18 protein-coding genes are annotated in these 17,679 nt (G+C 26.8%); 8 read left to right on the forward strand and 10 right to left on the reverse strand.

The features are described from left to right. Positions 1-5 precede the first annotated feature (5 nt). The 5 genes from IQC44_RS09565 to IQC44_RS09585 are packed head-to-tail and all read right to left on the reverse strand — an operon-like array spanning position 6 to position 4,689. Complete coding sequence (locus IQC44_RS09565; protein ID WP_198306140.1) at positions 6-1,229, reverse strand: sensor domain-containing diguanylate cyclase; 1,224 nt, start codon at positions 1,227-1,229, stop codon at positions 6-8. After that, on the reverse strand, positions 1,226-1,741 hold the full coding sequence (locus tag IQC44_RS09570; RefSeq protein WP_198306141.1) for a Rab family GTPase: 516 nt from the start codon (positions 1,739-1,741) through the stop codon (positions 1,226-1,228). Before IQC44_RS09570 ends, IQC44_RS09565 begins: the two co-directional genes overlap by 4 nt. Before the next feature lie 3 nt (positions 1,742-1,744). Then, the gene (locus IQC44_RS09575) at positions 1,745-3,370 is read right to left on the reverse strand and encodes an OmpA family protein (RefSeq protein ID WP_198306142.1); all 1,626 of its coding nucleotides are present in this window, start codon (positions 3,368-3,370) and stop codon (positions 1,745-1,747) included. 7 nt (positions 3,371-3,377) lie between these two features. Further along, positions 3,378-3,956: a hypothetical protein gene (locus IQC44_RS09580; RefSeq protein ID WP_198306143.1), complete on the reverse strand. Its 579-nt coding sequence runs from the start codon at positions 3,954-3,956 to the stop codon at positions 3,378-3,380. A 22-nt stretch (positions 3,957-3,978) separates the two neighbouring features. After that, entirely contained in the window at positions 3,979-4,689 is a 711-nt protein-coding gene (locus IQC44_RS09585) for a YebC/PmpR family DNA-binding transcriptional regulator (protein ID WP_198306144.1), read from the reverse strand. A gap of 152 nt (positions 4,690-4,841) precedes the next feature. Between IQC44_RS09585 and IQC44_RS09590 the strand changes: the two genes are divergently transcribed. The 5 genes from IQC44_RS09590 (at position 4,842) to IQC44_RS09610 (ending at position 9,826) form a co-directional block, all read left to right on the forward strand. Next, complete coding sequence (locus tag IQC44_RS09590; protein WP_198306145.1) at positions 4,842-5,576, forward strand: MlaA family lipoprotein; 735 nt, start codon at positions 4,842-4,844, stop codon at positions 5,574-5,576. A gap of 1 nt (position 5,577) precedes the next feature. Beyond that, positions 5,578-6,159 (forward strand): Tgt2/MlaC family protein, encoded by a 582-nt coding sequence (locus tag IQC44_RS09595; protein ID WP_198306146.1) that lies wholly within the window; start codon positions 5,578-5,580, stop codon positions 6,157-6,159. Positions 6,160-6,264: 105 nt separating this feature from the next. Beyond that, a complete protein-coding gene (locus tag IQC44_RS09600; protein ID WP_228286320.1) occupies positions 6,265-8,631 on the forward strand; it encodes an efflux RND transporter permease subunit in 2,367 nt (788 codons plus the stop codon). Further along, positions 8,628-9,191, forward strand: coding sequence for an LOG family protein (locus tag IQC44_RS09605; protein WP_198306148.1), 564 nt, complete (start codon positions 8,628-8,630; stop codon positions 9,189-9,191). Before IQC44_RS09600 ends, IQC44_RS09605 begins: the two co-directional genes overlap by 4 nt. A gap of 5 nt (positions 9,192-9,196) precedes the next feature. Further along, positions 9,197-9,826 carry an HAD family hydrolase gene (locus tag IQC44_RS09610; protein WP_198306149.1) on the forward strand — a complete coding sequence of 210 codons (630 nt, stop codon included), beginning with the start codon at positions 9,197-9,199 and terminating at the stop codon, positions 9,824-9,826. A 19-nt stretch (positions 9,827-9,845) separates the two neighbouring features. On the opposite strand, the gene IQC44_RS09615 is transcribed toward IQC44_RS09610, so the two are convergent. Genes IQC44_RS09615 through IQC44_RS09630 form a run of 4 tightly spaced genes read right to left on the reverse strand, consistent with a single transcriptional unit; the run spans position 9,846 to position 11,805 of the window. Continuing rightward, positions 9,846-10,415: a TlpA family protein disulfide reductase gene (locus IQC44_RS09615; RefSeq protein ID WP_198306150.1), complete on the reverse strand. Its 570-nt coding sequence runs from the start codon at positions 10,413-10,415 to the stop codon at positions 9,846-9,848. Further along, complete coding sequence (locus IQC44_RS09620; protein WP_198306151.1) at positions 10,412-10,702, reverse strand: hypothetical protein; 291 nt, start codon at positions 10,700-10,702, stop codon at positions 10,412-10,414. Before IQC44_RS09620 ends, IQC44_RS09615 begins: the two co-directional genes overlap by 4 nt. Next, a complete protein-coding gene (locus IQC44_RS09625; protein ID WP_198306152.1) occupies positions 10,702-11,352 on the reverse strand; it encodes a DsbA family protein in 651 nt (216 codons plus the stop codon). Before IQC44_RS09625 ends, IQC44_RS09620 begins: the two co-directional genes overlap by 1 nt. A gap of 54 nt (positions 11,353-11,406) precedes the next feature. Further along, positions 11,407-11,805 carry a disulfide oxidoreductase gene (locus IQC44_RS09630; protein ID WP_228286321.1) on the reverse strand — a complete coding sequence of 133 codons (399 nt, stop codon included), beginning with the start codon at positions 11,803-11,805 and terminating at the stop codon, positions 11,407-11,409. 89 nt (positions 11,806-11,894) lie between these two features. Between IQC44_RS09630 and IQC44_RS09635 the strand changes: the two genes are divergently transcribed. Together IQC44_RS09635 and IQC44_RS09640 are read left to right on the forward strand one after the other, a co-directional pair. Further along, positions 11,895-14,420 carry a glycosyltransferase family 2 protein gene (locus IQC44_RS09635; protein WP_198306153.1) on the forward strand — a complete coding sequence of 842 codons (2,526 nt, stop codon included), beginning with the start codon at positions 11,895-11,897 and terminating at the stop codon, positions 14,418-14,420. 96 nt (positions 14,421-14,516) lie between these two features. Beyond that, positions 14,517-15,398, forward strand: a complete 882-nt coding sequence (locus tag IQC44_RS09640) for a VIT1/CCC1 transporter family protein (protein ID WP_198306154.1) — start codon at positions 14,517-14,519, stop codon at positions 15,396-15,398. A 27-nt stretch (positions 15,399-15,425) separates the two neighbouring features. On the opposite strand, the gene IQC44_RS09645 is transcribed toward IQC44_RS09640, so the two are convergent. Beyond that, entirely contained in the window at positions 15,426-17,051 is a 1,626-nt protein-coding gene (locus IQC44_RS09645) for a cation:proton antiporter domain-containing protein (protein ID WP_198306155.1), read from the reverse strand. Between the two features lie 112 nt (positions 17,052-17,163). Here IQC44_RS09645 and IQC44_RS09650 point away from each other — a divergent pair, with 112 nt between their 5' ends. Further along, the gene (locus tag IQC44_RS09650) at positions 17,164-17,484 is read left to right on the forward strand and encodes a DUF6172 family protein (protein ID WP_198306156.1); all 321 of its coding nucleotides are present in this window, start codon (positions 17,164-17,166) and stop codon (positions 17,482-17,484) included. The last annotated feature ends 195 nt before the right edge of the window (positions 17,485-17,679 follow it).

Below are 17,679 nucleotides of genomic sequence, written 5' to 3' on the forward strand. Positions count from 1 at the left end.
AGAGCCTAAAAACTCTCTTGCTTTGATATATACATACTTTTATCTGCTTTATCGAGTAGCTCTTCTACACTAAGACCATCATAAGGATAAATACTAAGTCCTAAACTAAAAGAGAAATTAATAACTATATTAGAACTATAAAGTAGCGGTATTTTATTTGAAAGCTCTTTTATCCTCGAAATTGTTTTATCTAAGTACTCAATAGACTCTATATTTTCAAGTAAAATAACAAACTCATCCCCACCCAATCTTGCAACTGTATCATGCTCTCTTAATGCATTTTTTAAAACTTCTGCAACATGTTTTAAAAGCATATCTCCTATATGATGTCCAAAATTATCGTTTACAGCCTTAAATTTATTTAAATCTATAAAACATAAGGCAAATATTGAGTTAAACTCTTTTGATTTTCTAATATTATCTTCAATTTTTTGTAGTAAATATTTTCTATTTGGTAAACCTGTTAAACTATCGTGATTTACAGCATATTCAAGCTCTGATTCTATTTTTTTAAGATAAGTTATATCTTGGCAAATTATAATTTTATTTGAGTCTTCATTTCCTAAAGATATTACATCAGCATGAAAAAAAACTTCATTATTTTCAAAGTTTCTTGCTCTAAAAATACTACTTATTGAGTTTAGATTTGATCTATTTTCTCTTGAATGAAAAAATTCCGAAAAGTGCTTTCCAAGTAATGCACTCTCATCTAAACCAAAGAAACTAGTACACGCACTATTTACATCTATTAAAATTCCTAATTTATCAATCTTAAAACTTATTAGTTTTTTATTAATTGCATTATAATACTCTTGCGATTTATCTTTATTTTGATATTTTCTTAAATTATCTTGGTTTATTTTTTGCATAGTTTCAAGATAATTAATTGAACTATTTAACTGTTTTGTAAACATTGCAATATAATATTTCTCTTTGTTTATTTCACAAAGCTCAATATTAACATCATAAAAAATCTCATTTCTTGAAATCATAGGAATATGGATATAAGTTCTAAGATTTTTATAAACTTCTTCTAAAGACTCTTCTAATCCTATAAACTCCCAAAAAATATCTCTTATTTCAATATCTTTTTCTATTACAACATCTTCTTCTACAAAAATAGTCATATTTTTTGTAAATTCAAAAACCTTAAAATCTCTATCAAAAATAATATATGAAATATTATATTTATTGCAAACTATTGGTAGAACTAAATCTTTATTTATCATTTTAAACTACCTTTTATAACTTCAGAATTTAGAAGTTCAAAAATATCTTGTACACAAATATCATCTTTTGCTGAAGTTTTATAGATTTTTACAATATTTAATGATAAATTTTTAAACTCATCTTCATTTATAGGCTCATATTCTAAATCACTTTTATTTAATGCTATAAAAATTGGAGATTTTGCTGATGATTTTTCACATATTTTTATATGTTCAGCTATTGATTCAATACTCTCTTGTCTAGTTATATCAGCAACAACAATAAATGCTTTAGCACCATTTAAATGGTGTGAAAATATTGGCTTAAACTCTGTTTTTCCTTCAATATCCCAAATCATCATTGTTGAAGTATGTTCAATATCATCTATTTTTTGATTTAAAACTTTTTTAGAAATTGCAACTCCAATACTACTTTTATAATCTTCGCTAAAACTATTATCAACAAATCTTCTAATAAGACTTGTTTTCCCTGTACCAAAATCACCAACTAAAACTATTTTATAACTAAACATTTTTTATTTCTTCCATTTAAAAATAACTTGTCTTCCTTGTTCAGGATACTCTTCTTCTATCTCTTTTGGAATCTCATTTTTACCAATATCTATTAGTTTTTGAGAAACATTTCCTTTCAATTTGAGATATTTCATAATAGATTTTGCTCTTTGTGAAACTAAAATTTCATTTCTTTCATCTGTTCCTGTAAAATCTCTGAAAGCATATATTTCTAAAACCAAATCATCATCAAGTTTATGAAGTAAATTTGTAATATTTATAAGTTTGTACTCTTGATTTGGCAAAATCTCCGCTGAATTTAAATCAAAATGTATAACTTCATCTATATTTGGTGGAACAATTTTTATATCAAACTCAATATTTTCAAGACCTTCAACCAATGAAAACTGATTCTCGACATATTTTTTTTCTGCTTTACTTATCACTGAACCAAGAATCTTTAAGTTTGGATAAGTATAACTATACTCTATTTTATTTCCATCTTTTTGATTTAGTGCCATTCGTAAATATGTTATTTTATCATAAATATCTTTTGGATTATTTATATAATCAATAACTTGAATATTATTTTTTATATTCTTTGTATTTTCTAACTTATAAATCTCATTTTCTGCCATATCTTTATAAATAGTGTTTGGTACAACTCCATTTATAAAAATATCTCCATTTTTTACATTTGCATCAAGTCTATATATTGTTAAAGCTGGATTTTTATATAAAAGCTCATTTGCTTTTTTCTCTAAGCTATTATCAACTATATACAAATAGATAAAATATGCTAAAAATGACAAAATAGCAAGTGGAACTAAATATATTATAGGATGAATACTACTATCTTCTTCTATATACTCTTCATAATCTAAAAGTGGCAAAAGTATCTTATTAATACCTTCGAGTGGTAAATCTTCTAAATTTCCTTCAAATTCTCTTATTTTAGAACCATATTTAGAAACAACTAAAGCTAAAGTTTCTTCAATTTTTCTATATGTATTTTTTGTAATAGCACCATCAACAATAGCAGCCAAATAACAAGTAGAGCTACTCTCAATTATAATCTTACTTCCACCATAATCAATAGTATTTAACTCTTTATTTTCATCATTTTGTAAAACCCAATCATTTACAAAACTTCTAATTGCTGTAAGCATCGATGCAACCATTTCAGGCTCATTTATAGTACTATTTGAATTTTCCAAAGTTGTCATTACAACTCCACTATTTTTATCAATTAAAAAAAGTGTTTTAATATATGATTTATTGCTCTCTTGTATTAAAAGTTCTGTTTCACTAATACCTTTTATTTTTGCTCTAAATTTTCTACTAATTACTTTAAAAGAAAATCTATTTTTTATTCGCTTATTGATTGAATTTATTAAGTCTTCAAAAGTTCTGGATACATATTTTGTAAGCATATTTCCAATAATTGGATATAAACTATCAACAACATCATCTTTTGAAGATTTAATACTCTCTTTTATAGCACTTGTTACAACAGGAGATACTCTTTTTTTTATATGTTCACTACTATTGTGTTCATATTCCAGTTTCTCAAACCGTTTTTTTAGTTCATTTAAGTCTTTAATCTCATCTTTTAATAAAAGTTCTTTTAACTTTTGTAATTCATTCATCTACAAACTACTCTTGTATTTTTGTTTCTTCTATTAGATTTAATTGACTTCCTATATTATTACCTTTAATTCTTAAAGCTGCTTCCATCATAATTTCAGCTGCATCATCTCTTGAAAGTTTAACACTATTCATTTGAGCTAGTTTTTCTTCAATAAACTCAAATAATTCTAACTTAAGGAAATTTAACTCTTCACTTAAAGATTTCTTACTATCATTTTGGTCTTTTGTTAGTTGCTCTATTTTCACACCTATCTCTTCATTTAGTAAATCAATATTGTGTTGAGTTCTTTTCTCTTGTTTTAAATTAGCATCTTTTATATCTGCTAATTCATCTTGCTGAGTTGTTGTTAAATTTTTAATTCTTTTAGAGATTAATTCAACTTCATTTTCAAGTTTCTGATTAAACTCTTTTTGACTAAACTCAATTTTAGATTTTAAATCATCAAAAGACCTTTTAATATCAAGCTCAAGTTTTTCAAATCTTTTATTTAGCTCTCTTGATTGAGAACCAAATAAAATTTCTCTAATTTGATCCACATTTCCTAATTCGCTAGTTTCATTCGATACTTTTTTATTATCTTGCATTTTAACTCCTTAAAATTTCAACTTATGCTATATTTGTATAAACAGCCTGAACATCATCGTCATCTTCAAGTTTCTCTATTAATTTTCCTATATCTTCTTGTTGAGCTTCACTAAACTCCTGAGGATTATTTGGTATTCTTTTTAATTCAGCTTTTGTAAGCTCAATTCCTAACTCTTCAAATTTACTATTCATATTCCCAAAATCTGTATAATTTGCATAAGCTAGACAAAGCCCATCTTCTTCTTCAAGCTCTTCAAGTCCAGCATCTATTAATTCCATTTCTAAATCTTCTAACTCATAATTTGCTGGTTTATTAAACTCAAAAATAGCTTTTCTATCAAAGAAAAATTCTAGTGAACCTGTAGGTACAACTTGACCTTGAGTTTTATTAAAGTACATTTTTATATTCGCAACTGTTCTTGTGTTGTTATCTGTTGCAGTTTCTACAAAAATTAAAACACCATGAGGTCCTTTTCCTTCAAAATTTACTTCAGAAAAGTTCGCTGCATCTTTTCCTGTTGCTCTTTTAATTGCTGCATCTATATTTGCTTTTGGCATATTTTCAGCTTTTGCATTTAAAATTGCAGTTCTAAGTGCTGAATTCATCTCAGGATCAGGAACTCCGCTTTTTGCTGCAACTTCAATAGCCCTTGCTAGTTTTGGAAATACTCTACTCATATTTCCCCATCTTTTCATCTTTGCCGCTTTTCTATATTCAAAGGCTCTTCCCATAAAATAACTCCATTATAATATTCATAAAAATAGGCATAGATTATAGCAAGATTTTAATAATTTTTTAGTAAAGCATTTTATAATAAAAACTCCATTAAAGTTTATTTGTACTAATTTTATATATAATGCTTATTTTATTTTAAAGGATTTTAATGAAAAAACTTATTTTTGTAATACTATTTACACTTTCAAGTTTTGCTACTGAAGGAAATTTTCCTGAAGATATAGAAGATGAATTTAAGCCTGTAAATAGTGTAGTTTTTGACCCTTTAAGTGGCTACAATAGAGCTATGACATCTTTTAATGATGGCTTTTATACAAATATTGCTTCTCCTGTTGCAAAAGGTTATGCTTATGTTGTGCCTGAAGTTGCAAGAACAGGAATTAACAACTTTTTTACAAACCTTATGTTTCCGATTAGATTTGTAAATAATATACTACAATTCAAATTTGAAAATGCAGGAAAAGAGCTAGGAAGATTTTTGACTAATACTGTTTTTGGACTTGGTGGTTTTATGGATCAAGCTACAAATACTTTAGGAATGAAAATTTATAAAGAAGATTTTGGACAAACATTAGGATATTGGGGAGTTGGAGATGGTTTTCATATAGTTTTACCATTTTTAGGACCTTCAAACTTAAGAGATGTTATAGGACTTAGTGCTGATTTAGCATTAGCACCTACAAGTCAATTAGGTCATAATACAATACCTTATAAAATCCCTCAAGATAATCTTCAAGAGCTTGGAATTGATATTTTATATAAAACAAATGATTACTCTTTTAACCCTGATTTTTATGAGATAATCAAAAAAGATGCAATTGATTTATATCCTTATTTAAGAGATGCTTATAATCAAAAAAGAGATAAAGAGATAAAGGAATAGTATGTTTAAAGGTAATTTTTTAAAATTTTTAATAATTTTTTCACTAATAATTTCTAGTGCAAATGCACTTCAAAAAGATGAAATACAAAATGAAATGCAAAAAAGAATTGATAAAGTTTTACTTGTATTAAAAGATAAAAATATATCAAAAGAAGATAAGAAAAAAGATATTATAAATATAGTAAATGATGCTTTTGATTTTGAACTTATGGCAAAAATTGCTTTAGGTAAAGAGGCATGGGCTAATTTGGATGAAGAGAAACAAAAAGAGTTTAGTACAGTTTTTGAAGAGAAAATCAAAAAATCATATAGTGATAAATTAGAACTTTATAATGACCAAAAGGTAAAAATTTTATCACTAGACCCATACAATAATACAAGACTTCAATTAAAAACAGAACTTGTAGGGAAAGAGGGAAACTATAGTATAAATTACAACTTTTATGAAAAAAATGGAGAGTGGTATATTTATGATATAGATTTAATTGGTGTTAGCATAATTCAAACTTATAGACAACAGTTTGCAGGGCTTCTAAAAGAGAAATCTTTTGATGATATGTTTGCACAGTTTCAAAAACAGTAATTTATGTATAAAAAAATCTACGATACTTTAATCTTTAAGTATCCCTTCTTATTTTTGGTCATTGCTACACTTTTTGTAGGCTATTTGTCATATAACTCAAAAAATATGCAAATAGATGCAAGTGCTGAAACACTTCTTTTGGAAGATGATGAAGATTTAAGATTTTTTAGAGAAAGTTTTAAAAAGTATGAAAATTCAAATTTTTTAATAGTTACTTTCTCTCCAAAAAAATCTCTTCTTGATGATGAAACTCTACAAATAATCAAAAATATATCCGATGACTTTTTAAAAGTAGAGAATATTGCAAAAGTTGATTCTATTTTGACTGTTCCACTTTTGCAATCTCCTATTCGCCCTATTTCTGATTTGGTTGCGGGAGTTGATAGCTTAAGCTCAAAAGAGTTTGATAAAACTTTAGTTGAAAAAGAGTTTTTAAACTCTCCACTATATAAAAATGCTCTTGTAAGTAGTGATTTTAAAACAACTGCAATAATTCTACACCTAAAAGATGATAAAGAGTACTTTAACTTTATAGAAAAAAGAGAGAAACTTCTAGCAAAAGAGAGTTTAAATGCAAAAGAGAAAGAAGAGCTTGAAGAAAATAGTATAAAATTTAAAGAGTACAGAGAGCTTTCAAGACAAAAAGAGACAAAAGATATAGAAGAGATTAGAGAGATTATCAAAAACTATGAAAATGATGCTAGAATATTTTTAGGTGGGGTTAGTATGATTGCAAATGATGCAGTTCATTTTGTAAAAAACGACCTAATTATCTATGGTTTTAGCCTTGTTTTTATCTTTATTTTTATTTTATACTATATTTTTAAAAGTCTTAGATGGGTTTTTATAGTTTTATTTATCTGTTTTATCTCTATTTTAAGTACAGCTGGAATTTTAGGAATATTTAACTGGGAAGTTACAGTTATATCTTCAAACTTTGTGGCTCTTCAACTAATTATTACTATGTCTGTTGTTGTGCATTTAATTGAAAGATATAAAGAGTTATATTTTAAATATCCAAAAGCTAGTCAATATAAACTTACTATTAATACAGTTTTATCAAAACTAATACCATCTTTTTTTGCAATTATTACTACTGTTGTAGGGTTTTCATCTTTGGTTTTATCAAATATTGAGCCTGTTATTAATTTAGGGCTTATGATGAGTGTTGGAATTTTAGTATCTTTGGTTTTGGCTTTTATCTATTTTCCTATTTTTCTAATACTAATTGGTAAAAAAACTGAAGTAGAGAAAAAAGAGAAGTTAGTATCTTTTATTCCAAAATTACCAAATGTAGTTTTAAATCACGGTGGAAAAATTATTTTTGTAGCTATTTTGACTACAATTTTTTCTGTTGTAGGAAGTTCTAAAATCTTTGTTGAGAACTCTTTTATAAACTATTTTAAATCTAGTACAGAGATTTATAAAGGGATGAAAGTAATTGATGAGAGTTTAGGTGGTACAACTCCACTTGATGTAATAATCAAATTCAAAGATGAAACAAAAGAGCAAGAAAATACAAAATCTGATTTTGATGATTTTGAAGATGAGTTTGTTCTAAAAAAAGATGATAAACAATATTGGTTCTCTCAAGATAAAATGGAGCTTATTACAAAAATTCACGACTATTTAGAGAGTATTCCTGAAATCGGGAAAGTTCAATCTTTGGCAACTTTACTTAAAATTGGAAAAATTCTAAACAATAATCAAGATTTAGATGGAATAACCTTGGCTTTAATTTATAATCAGTTACCAACTGATTATAAAAAGCTTATTTTAAGTCCTTTTGTAAATATTGAAGCTTCTGAGGCTAGAATAAATATGAGAATTATAGACTCAAATGATAATTTACGAAGAAATGAGCTAATAAAAAAGATAAACCACGATATAAACGAGATTATAGTAAATAAAGATACAACTTTTAGACTTACAAATCTTATGATTTTATATAATAATATGCTTCAATCTTTATTTGATTCACAAATAGCAACAGCTGGAGCTTCTTTGCTTGTTTTAGGAATTATGTTTATGATTTTATTTAGAAATATAAAAATGGTTTTTATAGCTTTAAGTGTAAATTTAATTCCTATTTCATTGGTTTTTGGAATTATGGGATGGCTTAGTATTCCACTTGATATTATGACTATCACAATTGCTGCAATTGCCTTAGGAATTGCAGTTGATGATACAATTCACTTTATGCATAGATTTGATTTTGAATATAAACAAAGTCACGGAGATTATGCAATTTCAATAAATAAAGCTTTAAACACTGTAGGACATCCAATGTACCACACAACTATTATAGTTGTAATTGGTTTTTCAATTTTAATGTTATCAAATTTAGTTCCAACTATATATTTTGGACTTTTAACAGCTGTTGTAATGATAAGTGTTTTAATAGCAAATCTGATTTTACTTCCAAAATTATTGATTATTTTAAAACCATTTAAAAAGGATAAGAAATTATGAATGTAGCAATTTATTGTGGTTCTGCTTTTGGAAATAAAAATATTTATGAAGAGAAAACTATAGAATTAGCAAAAAAACTAGCACTTAACAGTATAAATATTGTTTATGGTGGAAGTAAGCAAGGACTTATGGGAATTGTCTCAAATGAATCGCTAAAAGCCAATAACAAAGTTATTGGTGTTATTACTTATGACTTAGCTTCAAAAGAGATTGAGAATATGGATATTACAACTATTTATAAAGTAGAAACTATAAATCAAAGAAAAGCAAAAATGGAAGAATTAAGTGATGCTTTTATAGCACTTCCAGGTGGTTATGGAACTTTTGATGAGATTTTTGATGTAATAAACTCTGCACAAATTGGTTATCATCAAAAACCTTCCGTTTTCTTCAATGTAGATGGATATTACAATAAACTAATAGAGTTTTTACACTCTTGTGTTGAAAATGGATTTATAGCCCAACGATTTGTAGATATGTTAATTGTTAGTGATAATGTGGATGAGATTATTGAAAAAATAAAAAACTATGAAGCTCCCAAGTCAAAATGGAGTAAATAAAAAGATTGAAAAAATTTATTCTTTTTGATAATGATGGAGTTCTAGTAGAAACTGAAAAATGGTATTTCGAAGCAAATAAAAAAGCTCTTAAACTTTTAGGATTAAATCTTACTATGGATTTTTATCAAAATATTATGGTAAAAGGTGGAAGTGCTTTTGAACTTGCACTTCTTCATAATATTGATAAAAATATTATAGAGAAACATAGAAGTTTAAGAGATAGCTTTTATCAGGAGTTTTTACAAACAAAAGATATAACAATTACAAATGTACAAAAAATTTTAAAAGAACTTTCAAAAAAATATAAAATGGCAATAGTTACAACATCAAGAAGAGTTGATTTTGAGCTAATACATAATAATCGTGGGATTGTTGATTTTATGGATTTTGTTCTTTGTGTAGAAGATTACAAAAGAGCAAAACCACATCCTGAACCATATTTAAAAGGATTAGAAATATTTGCTGCAAAAGATTTCGAAACTATAGTTGTTGAAGATTCTCAAAGAGGTTTGGAAAGTGCAAAAAAAGCAAATATTGATTGTATAGTTGTAAAAAATGAGTTTACAAAAAATCAAGATTTTAAAAAAGCTGATTTTTTTATAAATAATTTAGAAGAATTAGTAAGTTTACTTTAACTTAGCAATTTTGAGAAACTTAATTCTCAATTGCTATTTTTAGGTATTTTTCAAGCTCTTCTTGTGGTACTTTTCCAACAAATCTATGTACAAATTTCCCACTTTTAGAAAATAAAAACATTTCAGGAACTTTTTTTACATTTAACTCATCTGCTAATCTTTGATTATCACTTCCCATTGTAATAGGATAATTTATTTGATGCTCTTTTATAAAATCTTTTATCTCTTCAAGAGTTTTTGGGTCTTGAAAAAGAACTGAAACTATCTCTAAATCATCTTTATTTTTCTCTTTAGTCTCTTTTAACATTGGTAAAGATTCAATACAAGGTGGACACCAAGTAGCAAAAATATCTATAATAACAGCTTTTTTATCTTTAAACTCATCAAAATCCAAGCCCTCTTCTGTGCTTGTAAAACCTATGATTTTTTCATCTGTTGTAATTAAGCTATAAGTTTGTGATTCAAATTTTTCTACTTCTTCATTTACTTTTGTTTTTGAAACTGCACTTGAAGTTATTGGTGTTTTAGAATCACAAGCTGTAAAAAACAGCCCCACAAAAGCCAAAGTGCTAAAAACTATTTTCTTCATTCATACTCCATTTTTGATAACTCTTCTAAAACAAATTTAATTTCATATTGCTCAAAAAATATATTTCTTGATAATTCATCATTAACTTTTTTTAGAAACTCTATTTTATTATTTCTTTGTAAATCTTTATTATCTTTTGACTCTTTTAAAACTTGCAAAAGAGCCGATTTATATCTGTTTATTATATCTAATTTAGTCTGTGATTTTTTTAATATATTTTTATTATTTATATATAAAAAAACAACAACTAGAATAATTGTCAAAATAATAGTAGCTAAATAATCCATTATTTATAAATCTCTTTTTCTACTAAATCAAATAATGCTTTTTGAGATAGTTTTTCAAGTAAAACACCATTTACAAAAAGTGTTGGAGTACCTGTAACTCCCAAAGAATTAGCATCTTTTCTATCTTGTGCAATAATTTCAACAATTTTTGGATTATTCATATCTTGTTTTAGCTTTTCCAAATCTAAAGATGGAATTTCACTTAAAAATGTCCATAAAAGTTCTGGCTTATCAACATTTGAGTAATGAGATGCCCATAAAGCGTGTTTTTCAAACATCATATTTAAAACTTCTTCATATTTTCCTTGAACTCTTGCGGCTTCAAGCATTTGAATAGTAAGTCTTGAATTTTTATGATTATCCAAATATTTTATAACAATTTGAATATCATCACTATACTCTTTGTAAAGTTTTTTAACAACTTGGCTAAATATAGCACATGATTCACACTCTGGGTCTAAAAATTCAACAACATAAATGCCTTTTTTATTATCTCCCATTTTAAAGGAGTAATCTCTTAAAAGCATCTCATCTTTATTTTCTATTGAAGAAATATTATTTGTTGTATTATTTTTATAAAAAAATATAGCTAAAACAAATAAAATAATAACAATAACCAATGAGCCAAAAACAATCTTTTTATTTTGCATCTCTTTCCTTTTTATAATTTTTTTGTACTTTAACCAAAAAAGAATAACAGAAGATTAAAGAGAACTTCCCTTTTTATAGATAATCAAGGCTATAAAAATACTCAAGAATGCTACAAAAGACATCAAAGGTATAGTAATAAATCCAAAATAATTTAAATAATCAACACTACAAGGAACACCATTAACACAAGGAGATAGAGTTTCTGGAATTATTTTTAATATCAAAAGATTATGATAAATTGAGATTAAAAGCCCAACACAAGCCAATGGAAAACTATATTTAAATACATTTTTGTCAGGATATAAAAGGTTTAATAAAAATATAAAAACAAGTGGATACATAAAGATTCTTTGATACCAACACAAAGAACAAGGGACAAAATTCATTATTTCTGAAAAGAATAAGCTACCAAGAGTAGCTACAAGAGAAAGTAAAAAAGCAAAAAAAATCAAAACAATAATCCTTATATCGATATTTAATAAGTTTCATTGTAACAAAAAAATGTTAATATTCGCCATTATTTTTAAAAAAGGAAAACGAGTTGAGATATATTATCTTAGGTCTTATTATGGCTGGACTTTTTCAAGTCTTTTTTTGGATTACACAAGACAATCTTGTAACAATAAAAGACAGCTCTATGGACAAAATAGAGTCTCTTTCTTACTCTCCATATGAAGGGTATGAAAAAAAACTTTTGTCGAAACAACAAATTTCAAATGATGTAGATTTACTACAAAACTTTACAACAAAAATTAGAACTTATGCTACAAAAGAGGCTTTTGAAATATTGGAAGCTTCAAAAGATAGTACAATGCCTATAGATTTAGGTCTTTGGATTAGTGGTGATCATCAAGAAAACTACTTAGAAATAAAAAGAGCTTTACAAATTTTGGAAAAGTATCCTACTAGAGTTGAAAATGTAATCGTAGGAAATGAGGTTCTTTTAAGAGCTGATATAAAAGAAGAAGAACTTTTTGCTTATGTTGATTTTATGAGAAGCTTTACAAAAAAACCAATTACAGTTGCTGAAACTTGGGATGTTTGGGAAAGAGTTCCAGACTTAGCAAAACATGTTGATTTTTTAACTATTCACATCTTACCTTATTGGGAAAAAATTCCAATTGATAGATATAATGATTTTTTATTAGAAAAATACTCAATAGTTGAAAAAACTCATCCAAATAGAAAGATAGTAATTGGTGAAACAGGATGGCCTAGCCACGGATACAACAACAATAAAGCTGTACCAAATATAAAAAATCAAGCTCAAGCAATTAGAAGTTTTATAAATTTAGCTCATGAAAAAAATTGGCACTACAATATAATCGAAGCCTTTGATCAACCTTGGAAAGGTTATGATGAGGGAAATGTAGGACAATATTGGGGAATATTTGATACAAATAGAACTTTAAAATTCCAATTGATTGGAAAAGTTGAGCTAAACCAATATTGGTTATATCAGATGATTGCTGCTATTATAATTGGTGCATTACTTACAATTTTCGGGCTTAGAAACCAAAAAATAAATATTAGCCATGCTTTTGCTTATGCAATTGCTGCACAAGGAATGGCATTTGGTATAGTAATGGCTGCAATTTATCCATTTATCAACTATATGAACTTCGGTATGTGGGTTATGTGGGGAATGGGAAGTTTTCTAATGATTCCTCTTGTAATTATAACTTTAGCAAAAGCAAATGAGTTATTTCGTTCAACTATTGGAGTTACTCCAACAAGACTTGTTCCACTTGATTTAAAATCACAAAATGCACCACTTGTTTCAATTCATGTTCCTGCATATAAAGAGCAACCTCATGTTTTAGCTGAAACTTTAGAGAGCCTTTCAAAACTTACTTATCCAAATTTTGAAGTTTTAGTTATCATAAATAATACTCCAGAAGATTTTTATAAAACTCCAATAAAAGAGCTTTGTGAAAAATTAGGAGATAAGTTTAAATATCTTGATATAAAATGTACTGGATTTAAAGCAGGTGCTTTAAATATGGCACTTGATTATACAGATAAAAATGCAGAAATTATTGCCGTTATTGATGCAGATTATAAAGTAGAATCTCCTTGGCTTGTTGATTTAGTTCCACTTTTTGATGATCCAAAAGTGGCTATCGTTCAAGCTCCACAAGATCATAGAGATGGAGATGAAAGTATCATAAAAGCTGCAATGAATGCAGAATATGCTGGTTTCTTTGATATTGGAATGGTTGATAGAAATGAAGAAAATGCCATAGTTGTTCACGGAACAATGGTGATGGTTAGACTTAGTGCTATGATGGAAGTTGGTGGTTGGGGAACTGATACAATAGTTGAAGATAGTGAACTAGGACTTAGACTTTTTGAAGCTGGTTATATAGCTCACTATACAAATAGAAGATATGGTTACGGGCTACTTCCTGATACTGTTGAAGCCTTTAAAACTCAAAGACATAGATGGGCTTATGGTGCTATTCAAATTCTTAAAAAACATTGGAGAGAGTTTAAACCAAGTTCAACAAAACTTAGTCCTAGACAAAAAAATAAGTTTGTTACAGGGTGGTTTTTCTGGTTAAGTGATGCTATGGGTCCAATTATGGCTGTTATGAATATTATTTGGGTTCCTGTAATAATCTTTGTTGGAGTTACTATTCCTACAATTCCACTTACAATCCCGATTATCACAGCATTTATAGTAAATATTTTACACACATTTATTTTATATAGAACAAAAGTAAAAGCTACTTTTAAAGATATTTTCTTAAGCTCAATTGCATCTATGAGTCTGCAACTAATCATTTTTAAAGCCGTATTTGACGGATTTATAAAAGATGGATTACCATTTAAACGAACAGAAAAAGGTGGAAAAGCAAAAAAAGGTTCAAGCCCTATAAAATATGAGATGATTTTAGGGTTTTTACTTTTAGTTGCATTCTTTGCTCTAATCTTCACAAATCATACAGGTATTATAGAGATTTATGTATTTGCTGCAACAATCTTTATTCAAACTATACCTTACTTAAGTGCCATTATTATGAGATGGTTAGAACTTTACTCTTTAAAAAATCAGAAATCTTAAAAGGTTTCTGATAAAACTACATATACTATTAAAACAAAATATCCAAAGTTATAAATACTTTTTTAGTAGAATACAAAACTAAAAAAAGGAAATATTATGAATATATTATCAAATAAAACAAATTTAAAAAAAGCTTTAAGACAACAACAAAACGAGATAAACGATTACACTATTTATAAAGCCTTGAGCCTTCATCAAAAGGATGAAAACAACAAAAAAATATTTAACATAATTGCAAATGAAGAGAAAAGCCATTATGATTTTTGGGTAAAGATTACAAAAAAAGAGTTAAAAGCTCAAAAAATTGTGGTTTTATTTTATATTTTTCTTGTAAAGATATTTGGAACTTCTTTTGCACTAAAAACTTTGGAAAGAAGAGAAGCTGGTGCTGAAGAGTTTTATAAAGAACTTTTTCATATATATCCAGAAGCAAAAACTATATATAAGCAAGAAACAGAACATGAATTTGCCTTAATTGATATGTTGCACGATAAAAAGTTAGTTTATGCAGGGGCTATAGTTTTAGGAATGAATGATGCTTTAGTTGAACTTACAGGAACTTTAAGTGGTATTGCCTTTGCCTTTGACAAAAGCCTAGTTGTAGGACTTACAGGGCTTATTATGGGAATTGCAGCTTCACTATCAATGGCTGGTTCAGCTTATCTTGAAGCAAAAGAAAATCCAAGTGAACTTATAAAACCTTTGACTTATTCACTTTATACAGGAGTTTCATATATCCTTACAACTGCTATTTTAGTAGCACCATTTTTTATTTTTGATTCAATTTTAAAGTCAATTATAATGATGTTTATTTGTGCATTTTTGGCAATTGTCTCTTACAATTTTTATATAAGTGTTGCAAAAGATTTAAGCTTTACAAAAAGAGTTTTACAAATGTCAGCTATTACTTTTGGGGTTGCAATTATCTCTTTTTTGATTGGATATTTAGTAAAACACTATTTTGGAATAGAGATTTAAAAAATAGGCTTTATATAAAAAGCCTATTTAATCATATTTATATAATTTTAAATCACAACAATTTGTTGCTTCTTCTACAAGTAACTTTCCAATTTCAGCATGAGCATGAACAAACTTTTTAATCCTTAAATCACTTAAAAGATGTTTTTCATCTAAGGATTCATATTTCAAAATAATATTTGCTTCTGGGCAATATTTAAGTATTGCATCACAAATTAAAATTTTATTATAAGTTTCATTTATTGTCATAATAATACTTGATGACCGTTCAACTCTTAAAGCTTCCAAAACAGAGTGTTTCTCTAAATCTCCAAAAAATGCTCTATATCCAAGCTTTGTTGCTAATTGAACTTGTCTTAAGTCATTTGAAACAATAACAAAAGGTAATTTTCTATCTTCTAAATCTTTTGCAACAACTCTTCCTAATATAGAAAAACCACAAACTATAATATGTTGGCTCTCTCTAATAGGTTCAATATTATCACTTTCATATAAATCTTTTGCCAAAGCACCAGAAATTTTGTAAATATTATTCAAGAAAAATGGAGTTAAAATCATAGACATTACAGATATTAATACCAAAAAGTTAGCTGTTTCGTGTGGTATTACACCTTGATTTGAAGCTAAAGTAAAAATAGCAAATGAAAACTCCCCTACTTGACAAAGAGCAATAGCTGTTTTTATAGAAGTATTTTTATCTGATTTTCGTCTTATTATTACATATACAGCTAATGCTTTTAAAAGCATTACAAGTAAAAATAGCCCTACAACTATATGGATGTTTTGTAAAAAATATACAATATCAATTTTTGCACCCACAGTAAAAAAGAAAGTTCCTAAAAGTAAATCTTTGAAGTTTAAAATATCTGACTCAACTTTTATTTTAAATTTTGTATCAGCAATAATCATTCCAGCCAAAAAAGCACCCAAAGAGTAAGTAAAACCTAAATATTCAGCCAAAAGTGAAGCACCAACAACAATAGATAAAACTGCTCCTATAAAAAGCTCTTCTAGTCTTGTATTTGCAGAAAATCGAAGTAACCAAGTAATAATTCTTTTACCAAAAATAAACATAAAAAATAGAATTATAGCTGCACTCACAGTAGTTTTAATTAATACTTCTGTTATAGATAAAGTATCATTTGTCATAAATGAGATTAAAAGTAAAATTGGAATTACTGCTAAATCTTGAAATATTAAAATTGCTGTACTTTTTTCTCCATAAGGTGTATAAATATCTCTTGATTGTTTTAAATATGGTAAAACAATAGCTGTCGAAGATAGAGAAAATGCTAGTGAAACTATCAAAGATATTTCAATTGTCAAAGCAAAAACTAAATGAGCTACAACAAAGATTAAAATTGCACTTATTACTACTTGTAAAAAACCATTTAAAAGCAAAATCTCTTTCATTTTTTTAATTTTATCTATACTGATTTCAAGTCCAATAGTAAACATCAAAAAAACAATTCCAAACTCTGATATTGCATCAAGAGAACTCATATTTACTCCCTTAAAATGAAAGCCATAAGAGATTATAATTCCTGTTAATATATATCCTATAATTTGAGAAACTCCAAATCTCTTAAGAATAATATTTATAACTGTAGCTAAAAAGATAGCCAAAAAAAGGGTTAATAAAAAGTGTTCCATGCTACTTCTTTGTGTAAGATTTCAAGATTATAACAAAAAAACTCTTGATTTTTTTAAATCAAATAATTTTTTATTTATCTTTGCTATAATCTTTTTTTAAAAGGATAATAAAATGAAAAAACAGTTTTTAATAAACATAGGCAATAAAACAAGAGATAGGCAAGTTGATAGCATAAAGAATGAGATTAGAAAATATATAAAAAGAGAGAAAAGTAAAAAACTTCCTGAAGGTTTTAATACTTGGTTTTTTAATTGTAGATTTGGAAAAACACAAGAAGAATCAAAAGAGATAAATTTTGCAGAGATTATTAAAAGTGTAGATTTTGCACAAAATGAAAACTATGAAAGCTTTTATTTGGAGATTATTTCAAAAGCGATTTATAAAGAGAAAAAAGCTTCAAATGAAAATGAAGAAGAAATTTTAGAAAATTAAAATTTAGCAATTTTTGGATTGCTTAGAAATTTAATTTTTGTTAATATTAAAAAATTTAAAACCCAAAAAATAAAAAGGAAAAAAGATGAACTACATAACAAAAGATAATTTGAAAACAGCTGATATTGAGGTATTTGATATTGTTGAAGCAGAGCTTGTAAGACAAACAACTCACCTTGAGATGATTGCTAGTGA

This window comes from Arcobacter vandammei, from assembly GCF_016106035.1.
GTDB classification, from domain to species: Bacteria; Campylobacterota; Campylobacteria; order Campylobacterales; family Arcobacteraceae; genus Aliarcobacter; species Aliarcobacter vandammei.